General features: G+C 64.0%; 21 protein-coding genes and 1 tRNA gene. 13 read left to right on the top strand and 9 right to left on the bottom strand.

Going from position 1 to position 22,766, the window contains the following annotated elements:
- The first annotated feature begins 33 nt into the window (after window positions 1-33).
- The 4 genes from CXQ88_RS04710 (at window position 34) to CXQ88_RS04695 (ending at window position 4,251) form a co-directional block, all read left to right on the top strand.
- Window positions 34-1,509, top strand: a complete 1,476-nt coding sequence (locus tag CXQ88_RS04710) for an NAD(P)/FAD-dependent oxidoreductase (RefSeq protein WP_104043001.1) — start codon at window positions 34-36, stop codon at window positions 1,507-1,509.
- 113 nt (window positions 1,510-1,622) lie between these two features.
- The gene (locus CXQ88_RS04705) at window positions 1,623-2,585 is read left to right on the top strand and encodes an N-acetyltransferase (RefSeq protein ID WP_104043000.1); all 963 of its coding nucleotides are present in this window, start codon (window positions 1,623-1,625) and stop codon (window positions 2,583-2,585) included.
- A 20-nt stretch (window positions 2,586-2,605) separates the two neighbouring features.
- A tRNA-Leu gene (locus CXQ88_RS04700) sits at window positions 2,606-2,679 on the top strand.
- Between the two features lie 219 nt (window positions 2,680-2,898).
- Window positions 2,899-4,251, top strand: coding sequence for an ABC transporter substrate-binding protein (locus tag CXQ88_RS04695; RefSeq protein ID WP_104042999.1), 1,353 nt, complete (start codon window positions 2,899-2,901; stop codon window positions 4,249-4,251).
- A 67-nt stretch (window positions 4,252-4,318) separates the two neighbouring features.
- Here the strand turns inward: CXQ88_RS04695 and CXQ88_RS04690 are convergent, their stop codons facing one another.
- Genes CXQ88_RS04690 through CXQ88_RS04675 form a run of 4 tightly spaced genes read right to left on the bottom strand, consistent with a single transcriptional unit; the run spans window position 4,319 to window position 8,453 of the window.
- Window positions 4,319-5,092, bottom strand: a complete 774-nt coding sequence (locus CXQ88_RS04690) for an ABC transporter ATP-binding protein (RefSeq protein WP_104042998.1) — start codon at window positions 5,090-5,092, stop codon at window positions 4,319-4,321.
- Window positions 5,089-6,183, bottom strand: a complete 1,095-nt coding sequence (locus CXQ88_RS04685; RefSeq protein ID WP_104042997.1) for an ABC transporter ATP-binding protein — start codon at window positions 6,181-6,183, stop codon at window positions 5,089-5,091. The genes CXQ88_RS04690 and CXQ88_RS04685 overlap by 4 nt, the downstream gene beginning before the upstream one ends.
- Window positions 6,180-7,148 carry a branched-chain amino acid ABC transporter permease gene (locus CXQ88_RS04680; protein WP_104042996.1) on the bottom strand — a complete coding sequence of 323 codons (969 nt, stop codon included), beginning with the start codon at window positions 7,146-7,148 and terminating at the stop codon, window positions 6,180-6,182. The genes CXQ88_RS04685 and CXQ88_RS04680 overlap by 4 nt, the downstream gene beginning before the upstream one ends.
- 9 nt (window positions 7,149-7,157) lie before the next feature.
- Window positions 7,158-8,453 (bottom strand): branched-chain amino acid ABC transporter permease, encoded by a 1,296-nt coding sequence (locus CXQ88_RS04675; RefSeq protein ID WP_373637700.1) that lies wholly within the window; start codon window positions 8,451-8,453, stop codon window positions 7,158-7,160.
- Between the two features lie 485 nt (window positions 8,454-8,938).
- On the opposite strand from CXQ88_RS04675, the gene CXQ88_RS04670 reads away from it, so the two are divergent.
- Window positions 8,939-9,850 carry a Bax inhibitor-1/YccA family protein gene (locus CXQ88_RS04670; RefSeq protein ID WP_104042994.1) on the top strand — a complete coding sequence of 304 codons (912 nt, stop codon included), beginning with the start codon at window positions 8,939-8,941 and terminating at the stop codon, window positions 9,848-9,850.
- A 97-nt stretch (window positions 9,851-9,947) separates the two neighbouring features.
- On the opposite strand, the gene galK is transcribed toward CXQ88_RS04670, so the two are convergent.
- Both galK and galT read right to left on the bottom strand, forming a co-directional pair.
- On the bottom strand, window positions 9,948-11,135 hold the full coding sequence (gene galK, locus CXQ88_RS04665; protein ID WP_181037415.1) for a galactokinase: 1,188 nt from the start codon (window positions 11,133-11,135) through the stop codon (window positions 9,948-9,950).
- Window positions 11,132-12,292 (bottom strand): galactose-1-phosphate uridylyltransferase, encoded by a 1,161-nt coding sequence (gene galT / locus CXQ88_RS04660; RefSeq protein ID WP_104042993.1) that lies wholly within the window; start codon window positions 12,290-12,292, stop codon window positions 11,132-11,134. The genes galK and galT overlap by 4 nt, the downstream gene beginning before the upstream one ends.
- A 130-nt stretch (window positions 12,293-12,422) precedes the next feature.
- Here galT and CXQ88_RS04655 point away from each other — a divergent pair, with 130 nt between their 5' ends.
- The 4 genes from CXQ88_RS04655 to CXQ88_RS04640 are packed head-to-tail and all read left to right on the top strand — an operon-like array spanning window position 12,423 to window position 16,633.
- Window positions 12,423-13,382 carry an aldose 1-epimerase family protein gene (locus tag CXQ88_RS04655; protein WP_104042992.1) on the top strand — a complete coding sequence of 320 codons (960 nt, stop codon included), beginning with the start codon at window positions 12,423-12,425 and terminating at the stop codon, window positions 13,380-13,382.
- Window positions 13,383-13,421: 39 nt separating this feature from the next.
- A complete protein-coding gene (locus CXQ88_RS04650; protein ID WP_104042991.1) occupies window positions 13,422-14,765 on the top strand; it encodes an AI-2E family transporter in 1,344 nt (447 codons plus the stop codon).
- A 3-nt stretch (window positions 14,766-14,768) separates the two neighbouring features.
- Entirely contained in the window at window positions 14,769-16,007 is a 1,239-nt protein-coding gene (ilvA, locus tag CXQ88_RS04645; RefSeq protein WP_104042990.1) for a threonine ammonia-lyase, read from the top strand.
- Between the two features lie 8 nt (window positions 16,008-16,015).
- Window positions 16,016-16,633, top strand: a complete 618-nt coding sequence (locus CXQ88_RS04640) for a rhomboid family intramembrane serine protease (protein WP_104042989.1) — start codon at window positions 16,016-16,018, stop codon at window positions 16,631-16,633.
- A 69-nt stretch (window positions 16,634-16,702) separates the two neighbouring features.
- Here CXQ88_RS04640 and greA read toward each other — a convergent pair whose 3' ends face one another.
- On the bottom strand, window positions 16,703-17,197 hold the full coding sequence (gene greA, locus CXQ88_RS04635; protein WP_104042988.1) for a transcription elongation factor GreA: 495 nt from the start codon (window positions 17,195-17,197) through the stop codon (window positions 16,703-16,705).
- 148 nt (window positions 17,198-17,345) lie between these two features.
- Window positions 17,346-17,807, bottom strand: a complete 462-nt coding sequence (locus CXQ88_RS04630) for a DUF4307 domain-containing protein (RefSeq protein WP_104043067.1) — start codon at window positions 17,805-17,807, stop codon at window positions 17,346-17,348.
- A gap of 132 nt (window positions 17,808-17,939) precedes the next feature.
- On the opposite strand from CXQ88_RS04630, the gene mca reads away from it, so the two are divergent.
- A complete protein-coding gene (gene mca, locus CXQ88_RS04625; RefSeq protein ID WP_104042987.1) occupies window positions 17,940-18,845 on the top strand; it encodes a mycothiol conjugate amidase Mca in 906 nt (301 codons plus the stop codon).
- Window positions 18,846-18,943: 98 nt separating this feature from the next.
- Window positions 18,944-19,324 (top strand): hypothetical protein, encoded by a 381-nt coding sequence (locus tag CXQ88_RS04620; RefSeq protein ID WP_104042986.1) that lies wholly within the window; start codon window positions 18,944-18,946, stop codon window positions 19,322-19,324.
- Window positions 19,325-19,421: 97 nt separating this feature from the next.
- Here CXQ88_RS04620 and trhA read toward each other — a convergent pair whose 3' ends face one another.
- Window positions 19,422-20,084, bottom strand: coding sequence for a PAQR family membrane homeostasis protein TrhA (gene trhA, locus CXQ88_RS04615; protein WP_181037423.1), 663 nt, complete (start codon window positions 20,082-20,084; stop codon window positions 19,422-19,424).
- A 251-nt stretch (window positions 20,085-20,335) separates the two neighbouring features.
- On the opposite strand from trhA, the gene CXQ88_RS04610 reads away from it, so the two are divergent.
- Together CXQ88_RS04610 and CXQ88_RS04605 are read left to right on the top strand one after the other, a co-directional pair.
- Complete coding sequence (locus CXQ88_RS04610) at window positions 20,336-21,097, top strand: isoprenyl transferase (RefSeq protein ID WP_104042985.1); 762 nt, start codon at window positions 20,336-20,338, stop codon at window positions 21,095-21,097.
- A 239-nt stretch (window positions 21,098-21,336) separates the two neighbouring features.
- Window positions 21,337-22,755 (top strand): PhoH family protein, encoded by a 1,419-nt coding sequence (locus CXQ88_RS04605; protein ID WP_104042984.1) that lies wholly within the window; start codon window positions 21,337-21,339, stop codon window positions 22,753-22,755.
- Window positions 22,756-22,766: the final 11 nt, after the last annotated feature.

Below are 22,766 nucleotides of genomic sequence, written 5' to 3'. Positions count from 1 at the left end.
GAAGATTTTCACAAACTGCTGTATCCTTGATCTATGGCAACCACCCCAGAGCTCCAGGACCGTCCCAGGGTACTCGTCGTCGGCGGCGGGTACGTCGGCCTGTACGTAGCACTCAAATTGCAGAAGAAGATCGCGAATGCCGGTGGCATCGTCACCCTCGTGGATCCACTGCCGTACATGACCTACCAGCCGTTCCTGCCCGAGGTGGCCGGTGGCAACATCGAGGCGCGCCACGCTGTGGTTTCCCACCGCCAGCACCTTAAGCAGACCGAATTGATCCAGGGCCGCGTGACCTCGGTCGACCACGCCAACCGCACCGCCGTAGTGGCTCCCGCTGATGGCGGCGCACACTTTGAGGTTCCCTACTTCGACGTTGTGTTGGCCGCAGGTGCCATCACGCGTACGTTCCCCATCAAGGGCCTCGCGGACAAGGGCATCGGCCTGAAGACCATCGAGGAAGCTGTTGCCCTCCGCAACAAGGTCCTGGAGCGCATCGAGGTCGCCTCCACCATGACCGACCCCGCTGCCCGAGCCAAGGCCCTCACCTTCGTAGTGGTGGGCGGCGGATTCGCCGGCATCGAGTGCATCACCGAGATGGAGGACCTGGCCCGGGCTGCGGTCCGGAACAACCCCCGCATCAAGCAGGAGGAAGTCCGCTTCGTCCTGGTTGAGGCCATGGGCCGGATTATGCCGGAAGTCACCGCCAAGCAGGCGGAATGGGTTGTGGAGCACCTCCGCAGCCGCGGCATCGAGGTGCTCCTCAACACGTCCCTGGACAACGCCGAGGGCAGCCTCAAGCTCATCAACCTCCCGGACAAGACCCCCGCCCAGGAGTTCGAAACGGACACCCTCGTGTGGACCGCCGGCGTGCAGGCCAACCCCATGGTCCGCTCCACCGACTTCCCGCTCGAGCCCCGCGGCCGCGTGCGCGTTCTGCCGGACCTCCGGGTTGCAGGCGATGAAGGCATCATCGACAACGCCTGGGCAGCCGGCGACGTCGCCGCCGTGCCGGACCTGACCGGCAAGGGCCTCCCGGACGGCACCTGCGTCCCTAACGCCCAGCATGCGCTCCGCCAGGCCAAACGCCTCGCCAAGAACCTGTGGGCCTCCCGCTGGGACAAGCCGCTGAAGGACTACAAGCACAAGAACCTGGGCGCTGTTGCAGGCTTCGGTGAGTGGAAAGGCGTTGCCAACATCAACCTTGTGGGCAGCATCGGCCTCAAGGGCGGGCTCGCCTGGCTCGCGCACCGTGGCTACCACGGCATGGCCATGCCCACGTTCGAGCGTAAGTTCCGTGTGGTCTTCAACTGGATCCTCAGCTTCTTCGCAGGCCGCGACACCACGCAGCTGATGGACCTGGACAACCCGCGCGGCGCCTTCGTGGCAGCAGCTACTCCGGCTCCCAAGCCGGCCGCCGCACCCGCTGCGGACGCTCCTGCGCCGGTGGCCGGCGGCTCCGGCTCCACCGCCACCACGACAGCGCAAGTGCTCCCGGCCAGCGTTAAATAGACCGGCCTGCATCAGCGCACGACGGCGGCTGTCCCTTTTGGGGGATGGCCGCCGTTCGCGTTTTCCAGAAAGCATCCGCCCTGCCGCCGGCACCGCCTTCTAGACTGGTCAGCATGACTGGCGAGAAGAACCTTCAAGCCCTGCTGGCAGGGATGCACCCGGTCCGGCGCGCGGGTGAGTACGTCTACGTCCTGTGGCCGCACGGGCGGCCACTGACGTCCGGCATCGAAGCGGCAGTACGGGAAGCTGAGGGCCTCACTGTGGTCCTGCCCCGTGCGCAGGCGGACAAGGAAGGATTGTCCTACGACTTCGTGGGCGCCTGGATCACCTTGCAGATCCACTCCGCCCTGGAAGCCGTGGGACTCACCGCCGCCGTCAGCAAAGCCCTCACGGATGCCAGGATCAGCTGCAATGTCCTTGCCGGGTTCCACCACGACCACCTGCTGGTGCCCGTGGCCGACGCGCCCCGCGCCCTTGAGGTTCTGGCTGAGCTCGCAGCGCAGAACGCGCCTGGGCAAGGCCGCGGGCAGATACCCCGGCCTGAAGTCCTGCTGCGGGAAGAGACTCCGGAGGACCGGGATGCGATCCTCGCACTGACAGCGGATGCGTTCGCCATCTCGCCGGCCACCGGGCTACCTGCCGACGGGGAACCGGTGGAGGTCAACGTGCTCCGGGAGCTCTTCGACGCCAAGGAGTACCTCCCCGATTTCAGCTTGGTCGCGGTCCTGGACGGCGAGGTGGTGGGGCATGTGATCAGCACACGCGGATGGGTGGGCCGCCAGGAACTGCTGGGCCTCGGCCCCATCGGTGTCACCCCACGGCTTCAGAGGCACGGCATCGGTTCTGCATTGATGAAGGAGAGCATTGCCAGGGCAAACGATGCGGGGGAGATCGGTATCGCCCTGCTCGGCAGCCCCGAATACTACTCCCGCTTCGGCTTTGTCCCGGCCGCAACGTTGGGTGTGCTCCCGCCCGAGGATGAATGGGGCGATTATTTCCAACTGCTGCCACTCGCCCTGTGGCCGGGCGGTGTCCATGGCACATTCCGGTATGCCGAACCGTTCTCACGCCTTTGACGGGATACCATTGAGCCGTTGCCCCAGTAGCCCAATTGGCAGAGGCAGCGGACTTAAAATCCGCGTGTTGTGGGTTCGAGTCCCACCTGGGGTACCTGGCAGAACCGGCGGCCAGGGGCCGCCGGAAGAGGAAGCCGTCCGCACCGCGGGCGGCTTTCCTGCATTTAATTCCACATATGCAACGACTGTTATGTAAGTGTGACCTCTCTCACTTATCTTCCCTGTGCATATGCATTAGCTTGAAAGCTACATCAGGAACACCTGATTTTTCGTGTCAAAGGCCGTTCGCACCTTTAGATCGAGGAGCTCGTAAATGACTTTATTCCCCCAGGCGGGAACCCGCGTTGCCAAGCTGACAGCGCTTGGCATCGGCGTCGCCTTTATGGCAACGGCTTGCGGCGGTTCGTCCACACCCACGGCGTCCGAAACCGCCACCGGGTCAGCGGCAGGCATCGCATGCCCGGCGCCCGGCTCTACCGGCGGAAGCACCGCCCAGGCGACTGGCGCGGGCGGCGCGGTCCCTCCGTCAAAGGGCACAACCAAGACCCCGCTGAAGCTCGGCTCTCTCCTGCCCACCACTGGTTCGCTGGCCTACCTGGGCCCACCGGAAATTGCTGGTGTTAACCTCGGTATCAAGGAAGTCAACGATGCCGGCGGCGTCCTCGGCAAGCCTGTTCAGGTAGTCCACCGCGACTCGGGCGACACCAAGACGGACATCGCAACCCAGTCCACCTCTGCTTTGCTTGGCCAGGGTGTCAGCGCCATCATCGGCGCAGCCTCCTCCGGCGTTTCCAAGACGGTCATCAACCAGATCACGGGCGCCGGTGTGCTGCAGTTCTCGCCCGCCAACACCTCACCGGACTTCACCACGTGGGACGACAAGGGCCTGTACTGGCGTACGGCGCCCTCCGACGTTCTTCAAGGCAAGGTCCTGGGTAACTACATGGTCACCTGCGGTGCCCAGACTGTCGGCATGATCGTATTGAACGACGCCTACGGCACAGGGCTGGCGACCAACATCAAGGCAGCGTTCGAGTCAGCCGGCGGCAAGGTGGTGGCTGAGGAGCTCTTCAACGAGGGCGATACCCAGTTCAGCAGCCAGGTGGACAAGGTTATTGCAGCCAAGCCCGATGCCATCGCCCTGATCACCTTTGACCAGGCCAAGAGCATCGTGCCGCTGATGACCGGCAAGGGTGTGAAGGCCAACCAGATGTTCCTGGTGGACGGCAACACCTCGGATTACAGCAAGGACTTCCAGCCCGGCACCATGGAAGGCGCCCACGGCACCTTCCCGGGAACCTTCGCCAACGAATCCTTCACCAAGAAGCTTCTTGAAGTGGACCCGGCGCTGAAGGACTTCACCTACGGCGGTGAATCCTACGATGCCGTGAACCTGATTGCACTGGCATCCGAGGCTGCCGGAAGCACCAGCGGTGTTGAAATCGCCAAGCAGCTCAAGGGGGTCTCGGAATCGGGTGAGAAGTGCACCAGCTTCCCGTCCTGCGTCACGCTGCTGCGTGAGGGCAAGGACATCGACTACGACGGCCAGTCCGGCCCTGTAACCTTCTCCGACGCCGGCGACCCCACAGAGGCCTACATCGGCATCTACGAGTACACCAACGACAACAAGCTCAAGCCGCTCCAGTCGGAGTTCGGCAAGCTGTAACACCACCCGCAACATCAAAGAACCCCTGTCCAACCGGACAGGGGTTCTTTGTGTGGCGGTTGGGCCTTTACTCGACGGTATCGGCCAGCGTGCCCAGATAAAGCTGAATGACCTTGGGGTCCTTCATCAGGTCACGGCCGCTGCCCGTGTAGGCATCCCGGCCCTGGTCCAGGACGTACCCACGGTCGCAGATCTGCAGGCAGCGCCGGGCGTTTTGTTCCACCATGATCACCGATACTCCGGCGCGGTTGATCTCATGGACGCGCAGGAAGGTTTCGTCCTGCTTGACGGGGGAGAGGCCCGCGGACGGCTCGTCGAGCAACAGCACTGCCGGATCCATCATCAGCGCGCGTCCCATCGCCACCATCTGGCGCTCGCCGCCAGAGAGGGAGCCGGCACGCTGGGCCCGGCGCTTACCGAGTTCAGGAAACAGGCTGGTGACGAAGTCGAACCGCTCCGCGAAGTCCTTGGGACGCTGGAACATGCCCATCTGCAGGTTTTCCTCGATGGTCAGGGTGGCAAAGACGTTGTTGGTTTGCGGGACGAAACCTACGCCCCGGCTCACCAGCTTGTTTGCTTTTAGTCCCGTAATGTCCTGCCCGCGCACCACCACTGTTCCTGAATGGACCTTGACGAGGCCGAACATTGCTTTCAGCAGCGTGGATTTACCCGCACCGTTGGGGCCGATGATGCCGATCAGTTCGCCTTTGCGGGCCTCGATGCTGCAGCCGTTCAGGATGTTGACCCCGGGAAGGTAACCGGCCACCAGGTCGGTGACCTTGACCACCGAGTCGCTGTCACTGACTGGTTGAGCGGCGGGTGCCGCGCTTGTGCTGCTCATTGGCTGTCCTTCTCTGTGGTGCCGGTCTCCGTGCTTCCGTGGCGGCCGAACGGTTGGTCGCGCTGAGGCCGGCCATCCTCGGTGGGGGCGGGGTTGTCGCCCTCTCCGGCCACGACGTCGACGGCGATGATGCCCGCGTTTTCCGTTCCGACGATGGATTCTTCGTCAGCCACGAGTTCTGCTGCAAGTTCCTTGATGCCCTCGGAGTCTCCAAGGTCCACGTCATGGTGGGCGCCCAGGTAGGCGTCGATCACCGCGGGGTTCTTCATGACTTCCCCCGGCGGACCTTCCGCCACCACCTTGCCCTCAGCCATTACCACCACCCAATCGGCGATGTGCCGGACCATGTGCATGTCGTGTTCGACGAAGAGAACCGTCATGCCTTCGGCTTTGAGGTTCTTAATGTGATCGAGCAGGGACTGCGTCAACGCAGGGTTGACTCCTGCCATGGGTTCATCAAGCATCACCAGCTTGGGCCGCACCATGAGGGAACGGGCCATTTCCAGGAGTTTGCGCTGGCCGCCGGAAAGGGACGCTGCGTAATCGTCCTTTTTCGCGTCAAGCTTGAACTTCTCCAGCAGGACATCGGCCTCGGCGGTAATCTGTTTCTCCCTGCCGCCCCAGATGCCCTTGAAGAGTGCCTTGGCGAGGCTCTCACCGGGCTGGTTCGAGGCGCCGAGGCGCATGTTCTCCATCACGGTGAGCTTGCCCATGACCTTGGTGAGCTGGAACGTTCGCACCATTCCCATCCGGGCGACCTTGTAGGGGGACACCCCTGCCAGGCTCTGGCCTTCGAACTGCCACTTGCCGCTGTTCGGCGTATCAAACCCGGTCAGCAGGTTGAACAGGGTTGTTTTGCCGGCTCCGTTGGGGCCGATTAAAGCGGTGATTTTGTGGCGGGGGATTTCCAGGTAGTCGACGTCCACCGCATTGATGCCGCCGAAGCTTCGGGTTACGTTCTCGGCGACGACGATAGGATCCCGTTTCTTGCAGCCGGGGCCGGTTTCGCCGGCTGCTATGGGACGGCTGTCGGTCATGTAGTCCGGTTCCCCGGCACGTGCGGTGGTGGGTTCTTCGCTGTGCTTGCTCATGCGAACGCCAGCTCCTTCTTGTTTCCGAAGACGCCCTGCGGCCTGAAGATCATCAACAGCATGAGGGCGACGCCAACCAGGATGTAGCGCAGCTGCCCGGCCTGGACCGTGTTCAGCCACGTGACGGCACCTGACTCGATCAGGCCATAGAGGATCCCCTGGGTCAGCGAAAGGACCACCCAGAAGATCATGGCGCCGATGACCGGCCCGAGGACGGTGGCCATGCCACCGAGCAGGAGGCAGGTGTAGAGGAAGAACGTGAGTTCCGTTCCGTAGTTTGCCGGCTGCACCGATCCTCGGGGGAGGGTAAAGACCATACCGGCGAGGGCACCCAGTACGCCGCCGATGATGAGGGCCTGCATCTTGTAGGCATAGACGTTCTTGCCCAGTGAACGCACGGCGTTCTCGTCTTCGCGGATGCCTTTAAGCACCCGGCCCCAAGGGCTCCGCATGAGCAGCCACACCAGAGTGCAGCAGAGGATGACCAGCGCCCACGCCACCACACGGATGAAGAAGTCACGGTTATTCATGCCGAAGTAGGAGCCTTCAGGAAACGGGTTCATGGAGTAGAACCCCCCTTCGAAGGCAGCCAGCCCGTTGGCCGATCCGGTCACCGAGGTGAGCTGGTTGGTGGTCACGACGTACCGCACGATTTCGGCCGCCGCGATGGTAACGATGGCGAGGTAGTCGGCGCGCAGCCTCAGTGTGGGGATGCCAAGCAGCAGGGCAAAAATCGCTGAAGCAATGACGGCGATCAGCAGCCCCACAAAGAACGGGGCGCCGAAGGTGAGGGTTGAGATGGCGAAGCCGTAGGCGCCGACGGCCATAAAGCCGGCCTGGCCAAAATTGAGCAGCCCGGAGTAGCCGAAGTGAACGGCGAGGCCGAGTGCGGCCAGAGCGTAGGCCGCCGTCGTGGGGCTGAAAATCTCCCCGGCGGCGCTGGCAAGAATGAATCCAAAGTCCATGGCTGTCTCCTAACCCACGCGCTCGCGTCGGCCCAGGATTCCCTGCGGCCGGAACAAGAGGACAACGATCATGATGAACAGGGCTCCCACGTATTTGAGGTCGGCGGCGAGGCCGAACACGGTGGTCAGCTCCACAAAGATGCCGACGATAATGGAACCGATCAGGGCACCAAAGACGGTCCCCAGGCCGCCGAGGGTCACTCCGGCGAAGATCAGCAGCAGGATCGCGGAGCCCATGTCGAAGGTTACGCCAGGACGGTAGTACGCCCAGAGGATGCCGCCAAGCGAGGCCAGCATGCCGCCGGTGATCCAGACAATCCGGATCACGCCGTCGACGTCGATACCCGACGCCGCCGCGAGGGCGGGGTTGTCCGCCACTGCACGCGTGGCTTTGCCCAGCCTGGTTTTCAGCAGGACGATGCCGATCAGGGCGATCACCACAGCACTGATGCCCAGCGACCAGAGGTTGTTGGGCGAAATGGATACCGGCCCGAGCTGGATTTCCGGGCTTTGGGCAAACGGCAGCTGCTGGGTGGCGCCGCCGAAGAAGAACTGGATGACGTACCGGGCGGCAAGGGCAAGGCCGATGCTGACGATCATCATGGGCACCAGGCCCGTCCCGCGGCGCCGCAGCGGCCGCCACAGCCCCCTGTCCTGGACGTAGCCGAACAATCCGCCGCCAAGCAGCGACAGGATGATGGCCAGCCAGAACGGAAGTCCCATTGCATTGAATGCAAACACCAGAACCGCACCGAGGGTAACCATCTCGCCGTGGGCGAAGTTTGTCAGGCCCGTCGTACCGAAGATGAGCGAGAGTCCCACGGACGCCAGCGCCAGGAGCAAACCAAAGCTCAACCCGGCCACAAGGCGGTTAAGCAGATTCTGACCGAAGTCCTGCTGCTGGACCACGATGCCCTTGCCGAAGGCGAAGATCACCGACAGGTTGGACGTCTGGCTGAACGTAACGTCGCGGGGATTTTCCTGACCCTCCGCAAGGGTGATGCCCTCCGGCAGGGTGGATTCGTCCAACTCCACCGTGTAGGTGCCCTGCTCGGGTACCCCAATGCTCCAGGAGCCGTTCGCTGACGACTTGGCGGTGCCCGTGAAGTCGCCGCTCGTGGCGGTGATGGTCACATCGGCCAGTGGCGCGCGAGCATCATCGCGCAGGAAGCCGCTGATGTTGTTCTGGAAGGTTTGATTCGACGGGGATGGTGTCGGTGAGGGGGAAGTGGCCTGGGATGCCGGGGCCGCCACGAGGAGGATTGCCAGGATGGATGCGCTGATGGCTCCCAACAGTCTTAGCAACCTGCGGCGTCCTCCGGCCCGCAGGCCCTGGGATGTACTTCTCAAATTGAAAACCTCCACTTGGGGGGCGGTCTCGGCTGCGCCTTTGCAACCGCTGCGAACGGATGCAGGGCTGGGATGATGCCATAACGCCCTGCACCCGTCACGCATGTGAGTTCCGTCACCCTGCTTGGCTTATGCTACAGCCCGGAAGAACTGATAAATGCCGTGATTGGGGGCGTCAGGGTAGCGATCAGATAACAACTGGGCGGTGCCGGGAGCCCGAACCGTGGGTAAAGCCGGAGGAAACCTTTGTTGAATCATGGTGCTTCCGGACGGGCCTGCCACCCTGCTGGAGTCCGTCATCAAACGGCATTGCCGGGTTCAACACGTCACGGTTGGGTTGCACCCGGGGTTGCGGGGAACTTTTAGCGGTGCGAGGACGTGAAAATTGGTAGCGTAAACCATAAGGTTCACAACACATCCCCTATTGGAGGAATCCCGCAATGGCACTTGGCGGCAACCCGATCTTCAACGGAAAAAGCTTCCGTGGAGCCACCCAGGCACCGCCTGTCCCGCAGGCTCCCTACGGCCAGGCTCCTTACGGCCAGGCTTCCTACGGCCAGCAGCCGTATGGCCAGGTCCCTTACGGTCAGGCTCCTTATGGCCAGCCGGGCTACGGACAACAGCCCATGACCGACGAGCAGCTGCAGCAGATGTACAACCAGCCTGCAGCGGGTCCAGCTGATACCGGACGGATGACGTTCGACGACGTCATCGTCAAGACCGCGGCCTGCCTCGGAGTGCTGCTCGTCGGTGCCGCTGTAACCATGTTCGTGAGCATGGGCCTTGCTTCACTCCTAATGATCGTGGGCGCACTGGGCGGCTTCGTGCTGGCACTGGTCAACACCTTCAAGAAGCAGCCCTCTCCGGCGCTGATTCTTGCCTATGCCGGCCTTGAAGGCCTCTTCCTCGGCGGCCTCACCCGGGTTTTGGACACTATGTACCCGGGTGTGGGGCTTCAGGCTGTCCTCGGCACGCTGTCCGTCTTTACCGTGACGCTCCTGCTCTTTAAGAGCGGCAAGGTCCGCGCCACGCCTAAGGCCATGAAGTTCTTTATGATCGCAATCGTTGGCTACGCACTGTTCTCCGTGGTGAACCTCGTCATGATGGTAACGGGTCTGACCACGGAACCGTTCGGGCTGCGAAGCGGCATCATCGGCATCGCCATCGGCATCCTGGCCATCGGTCTCGCGGCTTTCTCTTTGGTCATGGACTTCACCAGCATCGAAGCGGGCGTCCGGAGCGGAGCCCCGCAGCGTTTCTCCTGGACTGCCGCCTTCGGACTCACCGTCACCCTGGTATGGCTCTACGTCGAAATCATCCGTCTGCTCGCCATCCTGCGAGGGGACGACTAGCAAACCTCGGCGACATCCCGCCGTCGGACGCCGTGCAGTAGCCAATTAACAGCTGAGGGCCCTACCGGAAGGTAGGGCCCTCAGCTGTTTGGGGGAACTAGGCAATCCGCGCCGCGCCGGCTGCCGGAGTCACGGTGAAGATGTCCGGCTCGGTGAACCCGGCAGCAGCGAAAGCCTTGACGACGGCGTCGCGCACCATCTGCTCCGAATCCACCGGTGTGAGCGCGATGGCGGCACCGCCAAACCCGCCGCCGGTCATCCGGGCGCCGATGGCGCCTTTGGCGCGGGAAGCCTCCACGGCCAGGTCGAGCTCCGGGCAGGAGATTTCGAAGTCATCGCGCATGGACGCGTGGCTGGCGTCCAGGAGTGGGCCGATCGCTGCCGGCCCCTGGCCCGCCAGCAGGTCCACAGTTTGGAGTACGCGGTCATTCTCGGTGACCACATGGCGCACGCGGCGGAACGTCACTTCGTCCAGCAGTCCGGACGCTTCCTCAAGTTCGCCTACCTGGACATCCCGCAGTGCCTTAACGCCCAGCACCTCGGCGCCCAGCTCGCAGGACGCGCGCCGGGACGCGTAGCCGCCGTCGGCATGGGAGTGGGACACCTTGGTGTCGATGACCAGCATCACGAGGTCTGCCGGCTCCGTTTCGAACGGAACCAGGCGGACGTTCTGGTCCCTGCAGTCCAGGAAGACGGCGTGGCCCTTGGAGCCGCGCAACGAGGCGGACTGGTCCATAATCCCCGTGGGCGCCCCCACGAAATCGTTTTCGGCCTGCTGTGTGGCCAGGACCATGTCCTCTGCCTGCAGCCCGGCGCCGGTCAGTTCATTCAGCGCGGAGATGACAGCGCATTCGATGGCGTGGGAGGAGGAGAGCCCGGCGCCGAGCGGGACGTTCGAGTCCAGCAGCAGGTCAACGCCCGGCACGTCGATGCCCCGCTGGCGAAGCGCCCACATGACACCCAGCGGATACTTGGTCCAGCCCTTGCCCGAGCCGGGCTGCAGGGAGTCCAGCGAGGTGGTCACCACGCCCTGGTCCCCGTAAGTGGACAAAAGCCGCACGGAATTATCAGGGCGCACTGCTACTGCCACGCGTGCGGTCCGGTCAATCGCGAAGGGCAGGACAAACCCCTCGTTGTAATCCGTGTGTTCCCCGATCAGGTTCACGCGTCCCGGCGCCTGCCAGATGCCGGCGGGAACCCCGCCGAACTCCCGGGTAAACCGGGCGGCCAGGTCCTCGGCACCGGTGCCGTGTGGTGTGGTCGCGGGGTCGGATGCGGCACTCACGCGGGAGCTCCTTCGGGCAGGGCTGCCCGGAGGGCAGCGGTGGAGGGTGTTGAAGCCGGAACCGTGACGTTGCGCAGGCGCTCGGCCACGCTTTCCGGAGTGGTGTCATTGATAAAGGCGCCCATCGCTGCCTCCGAACCGGCGAGGAACTTCAGCTTGTCGGCGGCCCGCCGCGGGGAAGTCAGCTGGAGGTGGAGGTAGCTTGCGGGACGCAGCAGTTCGTCCAGCGGGGCCTGGTGCCACGCGGAGATGTACGGCGTGGGCGTGGGGTAGAGCGCGTCCAGCCGTTTGAGCAGGTCAAGGTAGACATGCGCCAGTTCATCCTTTTCCTCCCCGCTGAGCGCTGCCAGATCGGGAACCTGGCGGTGGGGAACCAGATGGATCTCCAGCGGCCAGCGGGCAGCAAACGGAACGTAGGCGCTGAAGTTTTCGCCCTCCATGACCATCCTGCTGCCGTCTTCGCCTTCGGAGCGCAGCAGCGAGCCCGTGAGGGTCTCCCGGCCGTCCGCCGCATCGTAGAACTTCCGGGCAGCGGCGCCCAGGACACCTGCGCGCGGGGTGACGTAGGGGTAGGCATAGATTTGGCCGTGCGGATGGTGGAGGGTTACGCCGATATCCGCGCCGCGGTTTTCGAAGGGGAAGACCTGCTTGATGCCGGGGAGCGCGCTCAGGGCTTCGGTGCGCTGCGCCCAAGCCTCAATCACTGTACGGGAGCGGGCTTCGCTCAGGCCGCTAAAGGATCCGGTATGGGCCGGGGTGAACGCCACCACTTCGCAGCGGCCGTAGGCGGGTCCCGTTGTTCCCCAGGCCGTTTCAGCAGGGACCGCGCCCAGGGCCGGGCCAAGCGACGGGAAGCGGTTCTCGAACACAACGACGTCGTAGTCGTCAGCCGGTATCTCTGAAGGATTGCCGGCGGTAGTCGGGCAAATGGGGCACTGGTCCGCCGGCGGCAGATGGGTGCGGCTTTGGCGGTGGGCTGCTACCGCCACCCATTCATCGGTGAGGGCATCGAAACGAACTTCGCCCGGCTCGCCCCTGGGAGGCAGGCCGCGGTGGTCCGTGGTGGTATCCGCCATCCGCGCTTTGGGGGCGTGGGCGTCATCAAAATAGATCAGCTCCCTGCCGTCGGAGAGCCTGGTGCTGGTGATTCCCGTCATGAACCGTCCTTTGGGTGTTGCCGCAACTTAACAATATTGTGTCACGAGTCGCTCAAAAAGGAATAGAAGCAAACAAAATAGAACAGCGGTCGGGTGCGCGGGCAACGGGCGGCGCTGTACGGTATTGCTCATGACTTCCGATTCACCCCTCGAAACCAGCGTCGCTTCAGGCTACCGGGCATATGCGACCGGCCGGCAGTATGAACTCCGGCGGGGAGACGCCTTGGCAGTGGTCACCGAACTGGCCGCCGGACTCCGCTTGTTCAGCAGGGCGGGCGTCCAGCTGACGGAAACCTACGGCGATGACCAGATTCCGCCGGGCGGGTGCGGGATTACGCTGGCCCCCTGGGCCAACCGGGTGGAAGACGGGCAGTGGTTCCTGGACGGCAAAAAGCAACAGCTGGCCATCACAGAGGTGGCGCGCCACAACGCCAGCCACGGACTCCTCCGCAACGCCTCTTACGCGCTGGTTGACGAGTCCGAGCATTCGGTAACGCTCGAGGCCACCATTTTTCCGCAGCACGGTTACCCGTTCCTGGCACGGCACCGTGTGCAGTACCTCCTCACCGAAGACCTGGGACTGGTGGTCCGCCAGACGCTGGTCAACGATGCCAAGGCACCGGCGCCGTTCGTCCTGGGGGCACACCCGTACCTGCGGCTGGGGGACACGGACACAGAGGAACTGGTGCTGACTGTTTCTGCCGATACCCAGCTGCTCGCCGACGAGCGCCTCATTCCGCGCAGCAGCGCTCCGGTCCAGGGCGACACGGACTTCCGGGCAGGGCTGCACATCGCGCCGCTAAGCGTGGACGTCGCCCTGACCGGCCTGCAGTTCGAGGACGGCAAGGCCCGTCACACCCTGGCGGGGCCGGATGGCCGGCAGGTGAGCCTTTGGCAGGACGATTCCTGCCAGTACGTCCACGTTTATGTCAGTACTCAGTACCCCGGCCGCAGCAGGGCTGTGGCCGTTGAACCCATGACCGGTCCCGCCAATGCCTTCAACTCCGGCGACGGCCTCCGCTGGCTGCAGCCGGGAGAGTCCTTCACCATGTCATGGGGGATCGATTACCGCGCAGGGGCCGCGGGCTAGCAGTTTCCCATTAGGCCACGGCTGGGGAATTATTAGGCTATGACGCCAGCCGAGGATCCCGTTTCGCCCGACCCTCAACCCCCAGTACGGCAACCATCCGCTGCACCGGCAACGGGAACTGCGCCGCTGCGGGTTCTGACAGACCGTGAACTGGACAAGGACATTCCCTACGGGGTGCGTATCGCCGCGTCCTGGGCCTGGCGCCTGGGACTCATCCTCCTTGTGGGTGGTGCGCTCGTGTGGCTGCTGAGGGGGATTAGTTTCCTCATCATTCCGGTGATGGTTGCGGCTCTTCTGGCCGGGCTCCTGAGTCCCGTGGTGAGCTGGCTGAAACGGGGCAGGGTACCCGGCGGTGCGGCAGTGGCCATTACCGTGGTGGGTTTCCTGGGCCTGATCGGGGGATCACTGGCACTGGTGGGCAGGCAGCTCGTCGCGGGATTCGGGGAGCTCTGGTCTGAAGCGCTGACCGGCATACGCCAGATACAGGACTGGTTGTCCGAGGGGCCCCTCCACCTGACGGCAGACCAGATTGACAGGTACCTGCAGGAAGCCACGACGGCGCTGCAGGACAACACCAGCAGTATCCTCAGCGGTGCACTGTCCTTCGGCAGCACCGCGGGGCATTTCGCGGCGGGACTGGTACTCGCGCTCTTCGTCCTCATCTTTTTCCTGCTGGAAGGCGACCGGATCTGGGCTTTCCTCGTCCGGCTGCTGCCCCGGAAGGCGCGGGCGGCGACGTTCGGCGCAGGGCGCAAGGGCTGGGCATCGATGGTGAGCTATGCGCGCATCCAGATGTTCGTCGCATTTGTCGATGCAGTGGGCATCGGCGTGGGTGCGGCGATTATCGGCGTCCCGCTGGCGCTGCCACTGAGTGTGCTCGTGTTCATCGGTTCGTTTATCCCCATCGTGGGTGCACTGGTGACTGGTGCCATAGCAGTACTGCTTGCATTGGTGGCCAATGGCCCCATCAACGCCTTGATCATGCTCGGCATAGTCCTGCTGGTGCAGCAGCTGGAAAGTCACATCCTTCAGCCCCTGGTGATGGGCAAGGCCGTAGCTTTGCATCCCGTGGCTGTGATCCTGTCGGTAGCGGCCGGATCCTACCTGGCCGGGATTCCCGGCGCGCTGTTCTCGGTGCCCATCCTCGCCGTCGCAAACTCGGCCGTTCGCTACATCGCCGCCAGAACGTGGGAACATGAACAAGTGCTGGCAACGCCTGCAGGCCCGGTGGCCGCCGGGGCGGGCCAGGACAACACGATTGCGCGTGTTGACCCGCCGGACGCCCTCAAGGGCGGCAAGGACGCCGCGGCCAGCACCGACGCAGAACAACCTGACGCCCGTTCCGAGGACGCGGCGCCGGGGCCAAAATCCAGAGGAGATTAGTCCGTGAACATCCTTGAAACCCTTCCCGTCACGCTGGACGATGTCCTGGCGGCGCAGAAGCTGCTCGACGGGATTATTGCGCGGACTCCCGTGGAGTCATCCCGGGCCCTGGGCGCGCTCGTCGGCGGCGACGTCTATCTCAAGTGTGAAAACCTCCAGCGGGCGGGATCATTCAAGGTTCGGGGCGCGTACGTGCGGATGGCGCGGCTGTCCCCGGAAGAAAAGAAGCGGGGCGTGGTGGCCGCGTCCGCAGGCAACCACGCCCAAGGTGTTGCCGTAGCCGCCAAGAGCCTGGGCATCAAAGCACGGATCTACATGCCGTTGGGGGTGGCCCTGCCCAAGCTTGCGGCGACCCGCGGCCACGGGGCAGAAGTCATCCTGCACGGGCACAATGTCGACGAGGCCCTCGCCGAGGCGCAGCGGTACAGCAACGAAACCGGAACAGTCTTTGTTCACCCGTTCGACAACGTGGACGTCGTGGCAGGGCAGGGCACGCTGGGGCTCGAAATCCTGGAACAAGTGCCCAACGTTGACACCGTCCTCATGGGCGTAGGGGGCGGCGGGCTCCTGGCGGGTGTAGCCGTCGCCATCAAAGCCCGGGCCAAGGAACTGGGCCGGGAGATCCGCATTATCGGCGTGCAGGCGGAGAACGCCGCGGCATATCCGCCCTCCCTTGCTGCTGACGCACTCGTGCCGTTGAAAAAGGTATCCACCATGGCCGACGGCATCGCCGTCGGCCGCCCGGGGCAGCTTCCGTTCAGCATCATCCGCGAGTTGGTGGACGACGTCGTCACCGTCAGCGAAGACTCCCTGGCGCGGGCGCTGATTTTCCTGCTGGAGCGGGCAAAGATGGTGGTGGAGCCCGCCGGCGCTGTGGGCGTGGCCGCCCTCATGGACGGGAAGATCGAGAATCCGGGAACCACGGCCGTGGTCCTCTCAGGCGGCAACATCGACCCGATGCTGATGCTGAAAGTCATCCAGCGTGGCCTCTCCGCCGCGGGGCGCTACATGACGGTCCGCATGATGCTGGATGACCGTCCGGGTTCGCTTGCGACCATCGCCCGGATCATCGCCGAGAATGACGCCAACGTTACCGGCCTGGACCACACGCGGGTGGGTGGGTCAATCAGCATGGGCGACGTCTCCATTACCGTCAACCTGGAAACCAAGGGCCACCAGCACGGCGAGCAGGTCCTCAGCGCGCTCCGTGCGGAGGGTTTCCAGCCCATCGTGGTGCACTAGGAGGGACAATGGCCGGACTGATGGGCAGCGGGGGACTGGGGGAGCGGCGGACCATTGCTGCCAGGGCAAAGGGCGGATTGCTGGTGCTGGGCGGCTTTGTGGCGCTGCTGTTCGCCATCGAACTGTTCAACGCGCTGATGCTGCGCTCCCTGAACCGGACGTTCGGACTGAGGCCCAGGAGCGCCGACGGGCTGCTGGATATCCTCACGTTCCCGCTCCTGCATGCCAACCTGAACCACTTGCTGTCCAACAGCCTGCCGCTGATAATTTTCGGTTTCCTGGTCTTTTTGTCCGGACTGCGGGTGTTCCTGACGGCACTGGCCTTCAGCTGGCTCGGTTCCGGGCTGACAGTCTGGTTGATCGGGAACGGCGGCATCACGGTGGGAGCTTCCGGGCTGGTCTTCGGGTTGTTCGCGTTCCTGCTGGTCCGGGGCTTCTTCAACCACAGCTGGCGGCAGATCCTGCTGGCGGTTGTCCTGTTTATGGGCTACGGCAGCATCCTGCTGGGCATCCTGCCCCTCGTGGCCGGGTTTGTCTCCTGGCAGGCGCACCTCGGCGGCGCGGCCGGTGGGGTGGTGGCAGCGCTGCTTTTGAGGCCGCGCCCAGCCGCAGGCTCGAGGTCCTGAATTCGGTTCCTTAAAAACAAAACGCTGGCCGCCCCTTCCGGGCGGCCAGCGTCTTTTTAAGGCTTACGACTATGCGGCGTACGGCTTGGCTGAAAGGATCTCTACTTTGATGTCCTTGCCGTTGGGTGCCGTGTAGCTCAAGGCATCGCCTTCCTTGTGGCCAAGAATGGCCGCACCCAGCGGTGACTTCTCGCTGAAGACGTCGAGATCGGAGTCGCCTGCGATCTCGCGGGAACCGAGCAGGAAGGTCTCTTCGTCGCCGGCGATCCTGGCGACGACGATCATGCCGGGCTCAACGATTCCGTCATCTGCCGGGGACTCGCCCACGTGGGCGTCACGAAGCAAGGCAGTCAGTTGGCGGATGCGGGCCTCGATCTTGCCCTGCTCCTCCTTGGCCGCGTGGTATCCGCCGTTTTCCTTGAGGTCACCCTCTTGCCGGGCTGCTTCAATCTTCTGGACGATCTCTGCCCGGCCAGCGCCGGAAAGGTGGTCCAGCTCTGCCTTCAGGCGGTCAAAAGCTTCCTGGGTAAGCCAGGCTGCAGCTGCGCTGTTGGTGGTAGACACGGACTTCTCCTCTAATGGTCCTACATGCAAAAGACCCCGCCACGGTGGCCACTTGTGGAACAGCAACCAGCTCAGCGGGGTAAAGGTATGGCTCCATTGTAGTCAATCCTGTGGATTTAACCCAACAAGGAAGCGGCGCGCATCACACCTACCGGCCGGAGTCGCCGGGAATCCAGCAGCTGTCCACCACCCCGGACACCGACAGTGACTCGGTCCTGACCGGGACCCGCTGCGAAACGGAACGCCCGCCGTCGGCTGTTCCATTTGCCTCCGACGGAGGAATGTCCACAACTTTCCACCCCACCACGGCGAACTTTGAATCCAAGGCCTTGACAGCACATTGCACGGAGGTTCCGGGTTCCCTGGTCACCTGGAAGTCCACCTCCGCCAGTGTGGCGTCTGTGGTGACATAGCCGATGTCCTTGAAGCTCACGTCGTTCAGGGAATTCGACGTGGAAACCCACGCCATAAAACCGATGCCTGCGGCCAGGGCGGCGCCTGCGATGGTGCGCTTGGCGGCTGGGGAGAGCCGGCGCTTTTTAGCGCCATAACGATTGGCTAGGCTAGTGGTCGAGGGCTCGGAATCGGCCGACTGTTCCGGGGAAGTCACCAAACCAGTTTAGTGCCCCTTCCGTCGGAGCTTTCCCGGCCGGCGGCGCAGCAGGCCTTGAAGCGCCCGCCCCGTAAAGCGAACCGTTCAGCAGCCATCAAGCCGCAAGAAAGAATAAGGAGCCGTCCTTTCATGACAGCGTCCAGCAACTCCCACGCACCGCTCCGGCTGCTCGCCGTCCACGCCCACCCCGACGACGAGTCCAGCAAGGGTGCCGCCACGATGGCCATGTACGCAGCGTCCGGGGTGGACGTTATGGTGGCCACCTGCACGGACGGCTCCCGGGGGGACATCCAGAACCCGGCAGTGGAAGGCGAACCCCACCCCAAACGTGACATGGCCGGTGCCCGCCGCCTGGAGATGGAACGGGCAGCCCGGATTCTGGGCATCAAGCAGCGGTGGCTGGGTTTTGTGGACTCGGGCCTGCCGGAAGGGGACCCGCTTCCGCCGCTGCCGGCCGGGTCCTTCGCCACCCTGCCGCTTCACCACGCGGCAGGCCCGTTGGTCCGGCTGGTCCGCTCCTTCAAGCCGCATGTCATCCTTAGCTACGACGAAAATGGCGGCTATCCTCACCCGGACCACATCATGGCCCACCGGGTTGCTGTTGAGGCCTTCGACGCTGCCGGTGATCCGGCGCGTTATCCGGATGCGGGTGAACCCTGGGAACCGGGCAAGCTGTACTATGACCGGGCCTTCAGCCCGGAGCGGTTCCGTGCCCTGCATTTCGCATTGGAGGAAGCGGGACTCCAGTCCCCGTACGCCGAGCGGCTCGCTGCGTGGCTGGAGTCCGACGCCGAAGGCCACACACCGCCGCCGGCGCCCCACCCCACCACTACGCAGGTGGACTGCGGAGACTTCTTTGAGGTTCGCGACGACGCCTTGCGGGCACACCGCACGCAGGTGGATCCGCTGGGGTTCTTCTTTGCCGTGTCCCCGGAAATGCAGCGCCGGGCCTGGCCTTGGGAAGATTACTCCTTGATCCAGTCCAGGGTGCCCTCAGAGCTCCCGGAGAAGGACCTGTTCGCGGGGCTAAGATAGAAACGGCAGGCAATTTCTATGCCGCGTAGAAGAGGTGCCCGGAACCGGGCCGCCTGATCTGCTGCCTGCTGACACCCGTTCCATAGAAGGTATTCAACGTGCATCGTCTGCTCCTCAGCCTAGCTACCACCCCGTCCCCCCTGCCCACACCTTCCCTGCGGGAGGGGATCTCCGAGGACCAGGTAACACCGGGCCTGTTGGGATTCATCATGACGGCATTTTTTGTGGTGGCCACCGCCCTGCTGATTGTGGACATGGTGCGCCGGATCCGGCGGGTCCGCTACCGCGCCCAGGTGGAGGAAGAGCGCATGGCCGCAGCTTCTGCCGCCGACATCGAGGCGGCGGAAGCCGCGGAGGCAGGCTCGGCACCGGCTGGCTCGGGAGCGGCAGGCCCTGCCGCCGGTCCAGTGTCTGGTGATTCCTACCAGGGACCTTCCGACGGCGGAGCGGACGTCGATCCGGGAAGCCGCCGGCACTAGAGCCATTAGGGTTCCACTCTCTGTCCCCTGGCCACGGCCCCGCACCTTGGTGCCGCACGGCAGGCAGGCGATTAACCAACCTGCCTGGGCGGTACACCTAGCTCAGCACCGCCAGGGCTATGGCTGTGAAGTGCGCAGCGAAGGCCACCACGGTCAAGGCGTGGAAGAGTTCGTGGAAGCCAAAGTGGTGGTAGCTGAAGTTGGGCTTTTTCAGGGCGTAAAACACGGCCCCGGTTATGTAGAGCGCACCGCCCACGCAGATGAGGACGGCGGCGGGAACGCTGGCCTGGAAGAACTGCGGCAGGTAGAAGAGTGCGCCGCAGCCCAGGGCGATGTAGATCGGAACGTAGAGCCAGCGGGGCGCCTCGGTCCAGAGCAGCCGGAACAGCACGCCCAGGATGGCGCCGGACCAAATGACCCACAGCAACAGGACGGCCTGGGGCCGTTCCAGCAGGGTCCAGGCCAGCGGGGTGTAGCTACCGGCGATAACCAGCATGATATTTGTATGGTCCAGCCGCTTGAGCACCATCTTCACGGGCGGTGACCAGTTGCCCCGATGGTACACAGCACTGACACCGAACAGCAGCACCCCAGTGGCGGCGTAGATGGCCGACGTAATCTTGCGGTCGGTCGTCGGGGCAAGCAGCACGAGGACAATTCCCGCCGCGAGTGCCAGCGGCGCCGTGACTGTGTGGATCCAGCCGCGCCACTTGGGTTTGATCATCAGGAGCCCGGCCAGGCGCTGGGCTGCCTCGTCCATGGCGGTTGTGTTGGCGTTCGTTTCCGCGCCGGCTTCCGCGCCTGGATTGTCCTGGGGCTGCGGCGTCCGGGGAACCTCCGGGGTGTCGCTGTTCATGGCTCCAGAATAACTTACGGCACGGTAAGTTACCGCTCAGTAACCATGAACCTGGGCCCCGCCCGGGGAGGGAAAGACCGCCCGCGTCGCCGGCGGACTGTAGCCTAGGATGTGCAAAGCCGAACGTACAGCAAGGAAGTCAGGTGAGAGACCGCGTGGAGTTGCCCGGGTTCCTCTACGGCTTTTACGAGCGCCGGCTGCTCAAGGATCTTGCGCGCGACCGCATCCCCCGGCATATCGGCGTGATGGTGGACGGCAACCGGCGTTGGGCCAAACAGTTCAACGCGCCCACCAGCCAGGGCCACCAGGCGGGGGCGGACAAAATCCATGAGTTCCTCGGCTGGTGCCAGGAACTCGGAGTCAAGGTGGTCACGCTGTACATGCTGTCCACGGACAACATGAACAGGTCCAGTGAAGAACTCGACCTCCTTATGGGCATTATTGCCAACACATTGGACCGGCTGGACGAGGACGCCAACATATCGGTGCATGCCATGGGTGCTCCGGAGCTGCTGCCGGACTATCTGGCGGAGCGGCTGAATAAGCTCACGGCACGCACGCCGGTACGCGAAAAGATCCATGTCAATGTGGCCGTGGGGTACGGCGGACGCCGGGAGATCGTTGACGCCGTGCGCGAACTCCTGCACGACGCCGTCGCAAAGGGCACGGACATCGGCAGGCTCGCGGACGACCTCTGCGTGGACGACATCTCGCGGTTCCTCTACACGCGGGGCCAGCCGGATCCGGACCTGGTAATCCGCACCTCCGGTGAACAACGGCTCTCCGGGTTCCTGATGTGGCAGAGCGCCTACAGCGAGTTCTACTTCTGTGAGGCCCTGTGGCCAGCCTTCCGGAAAGTGGATTTCCTGCGCGCCCTCCGCGATTACGCAGGCCGGCAGCGGCGCTTCGGTTCCTGACATTCCAGGTTCACCAACAGTTCACATGGCTGCAACAGGAATCGCCGCGTAATGGTTGCGGAAATTACTTCCGATGGATTTACGTTATAACCATCAGCAGGCAAAACCGCCGGCTGATCGGGGAGGCCAGTACATGGAGCGAGACATCGCACCGGTTGTATGGGAGGCCGGACCCGGCCTCGTGGCCGAGCCGCCTCACCACTAACAATTCCGGGCATCCGCCCGGGGCTGGAGTCGATGTGGCTACTTCTGAACAACTGCCCGCGGTCCTTTTCGACCAGGGACAGAAAGCTACCTCTCGCGCCATGCGAGCTACCTCAGAGACCGGCACAGCAGAAGATGCTGCGGCCGGTTTTGCTGTCTCCGGAAGGGAAGCCACCATCCACACGTTCGTGATCGACACCTCCGTCCTGCTGTCCGACCCGCGTGCGCTGCTGCGCTTCGCGGAACATGAGGTGATCGTGCCGGTGGTGGTCATCACCGAGCTTGAGGCCAAGCGGCACGACCCCGAACTTGGCTACTTCGCCCGGAAGGCGCTCCGGCTCCTCGATGATCTTCGGGTCAAACACGGCGGCCTGAGCAAGCCGATCCCTATCGGCGACGACGGCGGCAGCCTCATGGTGGAACTGAACCACATCTCGGCCGAGGTGCTGCCGCTGGGATTCCGCAGCGGCGACAACGACAGCCGCATCCTCGCGGTCGCGAAGAACCTCGCCAACGAGGGCCGGGACGTCACCGTGGTGTCCAAGGACCTGCCCATGCGGGTCAAGGCTTCAGCCATGGGACTCACCGCGGATGAGTACCGCAACGAACTGGTGAAGGACTCCGGCTGGACAGGCGTGGCCGAGGTGGAAGCCAGTGAGCAGGAGGTTGCCACCCTGTACGGACATGAACCCGTGTTCGTTCCGGCGGCAGCGGAAATGCCGGTCAACACAGGCCTGGTCCTGCTGTCCAACCGCGGCTCCGCACTCGGCCGGGTCGGGGCTGACAAACAGGTCCGTCTGGTGAAGGGCGACCGTGACGTCTTCGGCCTGCACGGACGGTCTGCGGAGCAGCGGCTCGCCATCGACATGCTCATGGATCCCGCCGTCGGCATCGTCTCCATCGGCGGCCGGGCAGGCACCGGCAAGTCGGCACTGGCCTTGTGCGCGGGCCTGGAAGCGGTACTGGAGCGACGCGAGCACCGCAAGGTGATCGTTTTCCGGCCCCTTTACGCGGTGGGCGGACAGGAACTGGGCTACCTGCCCGGGTCCGAGTCCGAGAAGATGAACCCCTGGGCGCAGGCAGTCTTCGACACCCTCGGGGCACTGGTCAGCCAGGAAGTGGTGGAGGAGGTCATGGACCGCGGCATGCTCGAGGTTATGCCCCTCACCCACATCCGCGGACGCTCCCTCCACGATGCCTTCGTCATCGTAGACGAGGCCCAGTCACTCGAGAAGAACGTCCTGCTGACCGTTATGAGCCGCATCGGCCAGAACTCGAAGATCGTCCTGACCCACGACGTCGCCCAGCGCGACAACCTCCGCGTCGGACGCCACGACGGAATCGCCGCCGTCGTCGAAACCCTGAAAGGACACCCGCTCTTCGGCCACATCACCCTGACCCGCTCAGAGCGTTCCCCGATAGCAGCATTGGTGACAGAACTCCTCGAAGGCTAAGGCACCTAACC

It is taken from the genome of Arthrobacter sp. ZGTC412, assembly GCF_002929215.1.
Taxonomy (GTDB): domain Bacteria; phylum Actinomycetota; class Actinomycetes; order Actinomycetales; family Micrococcaceae; genus Arthrobacter.
This window is presented reverse-complemented; position numbering and strand designations above follow the sequence as displayed.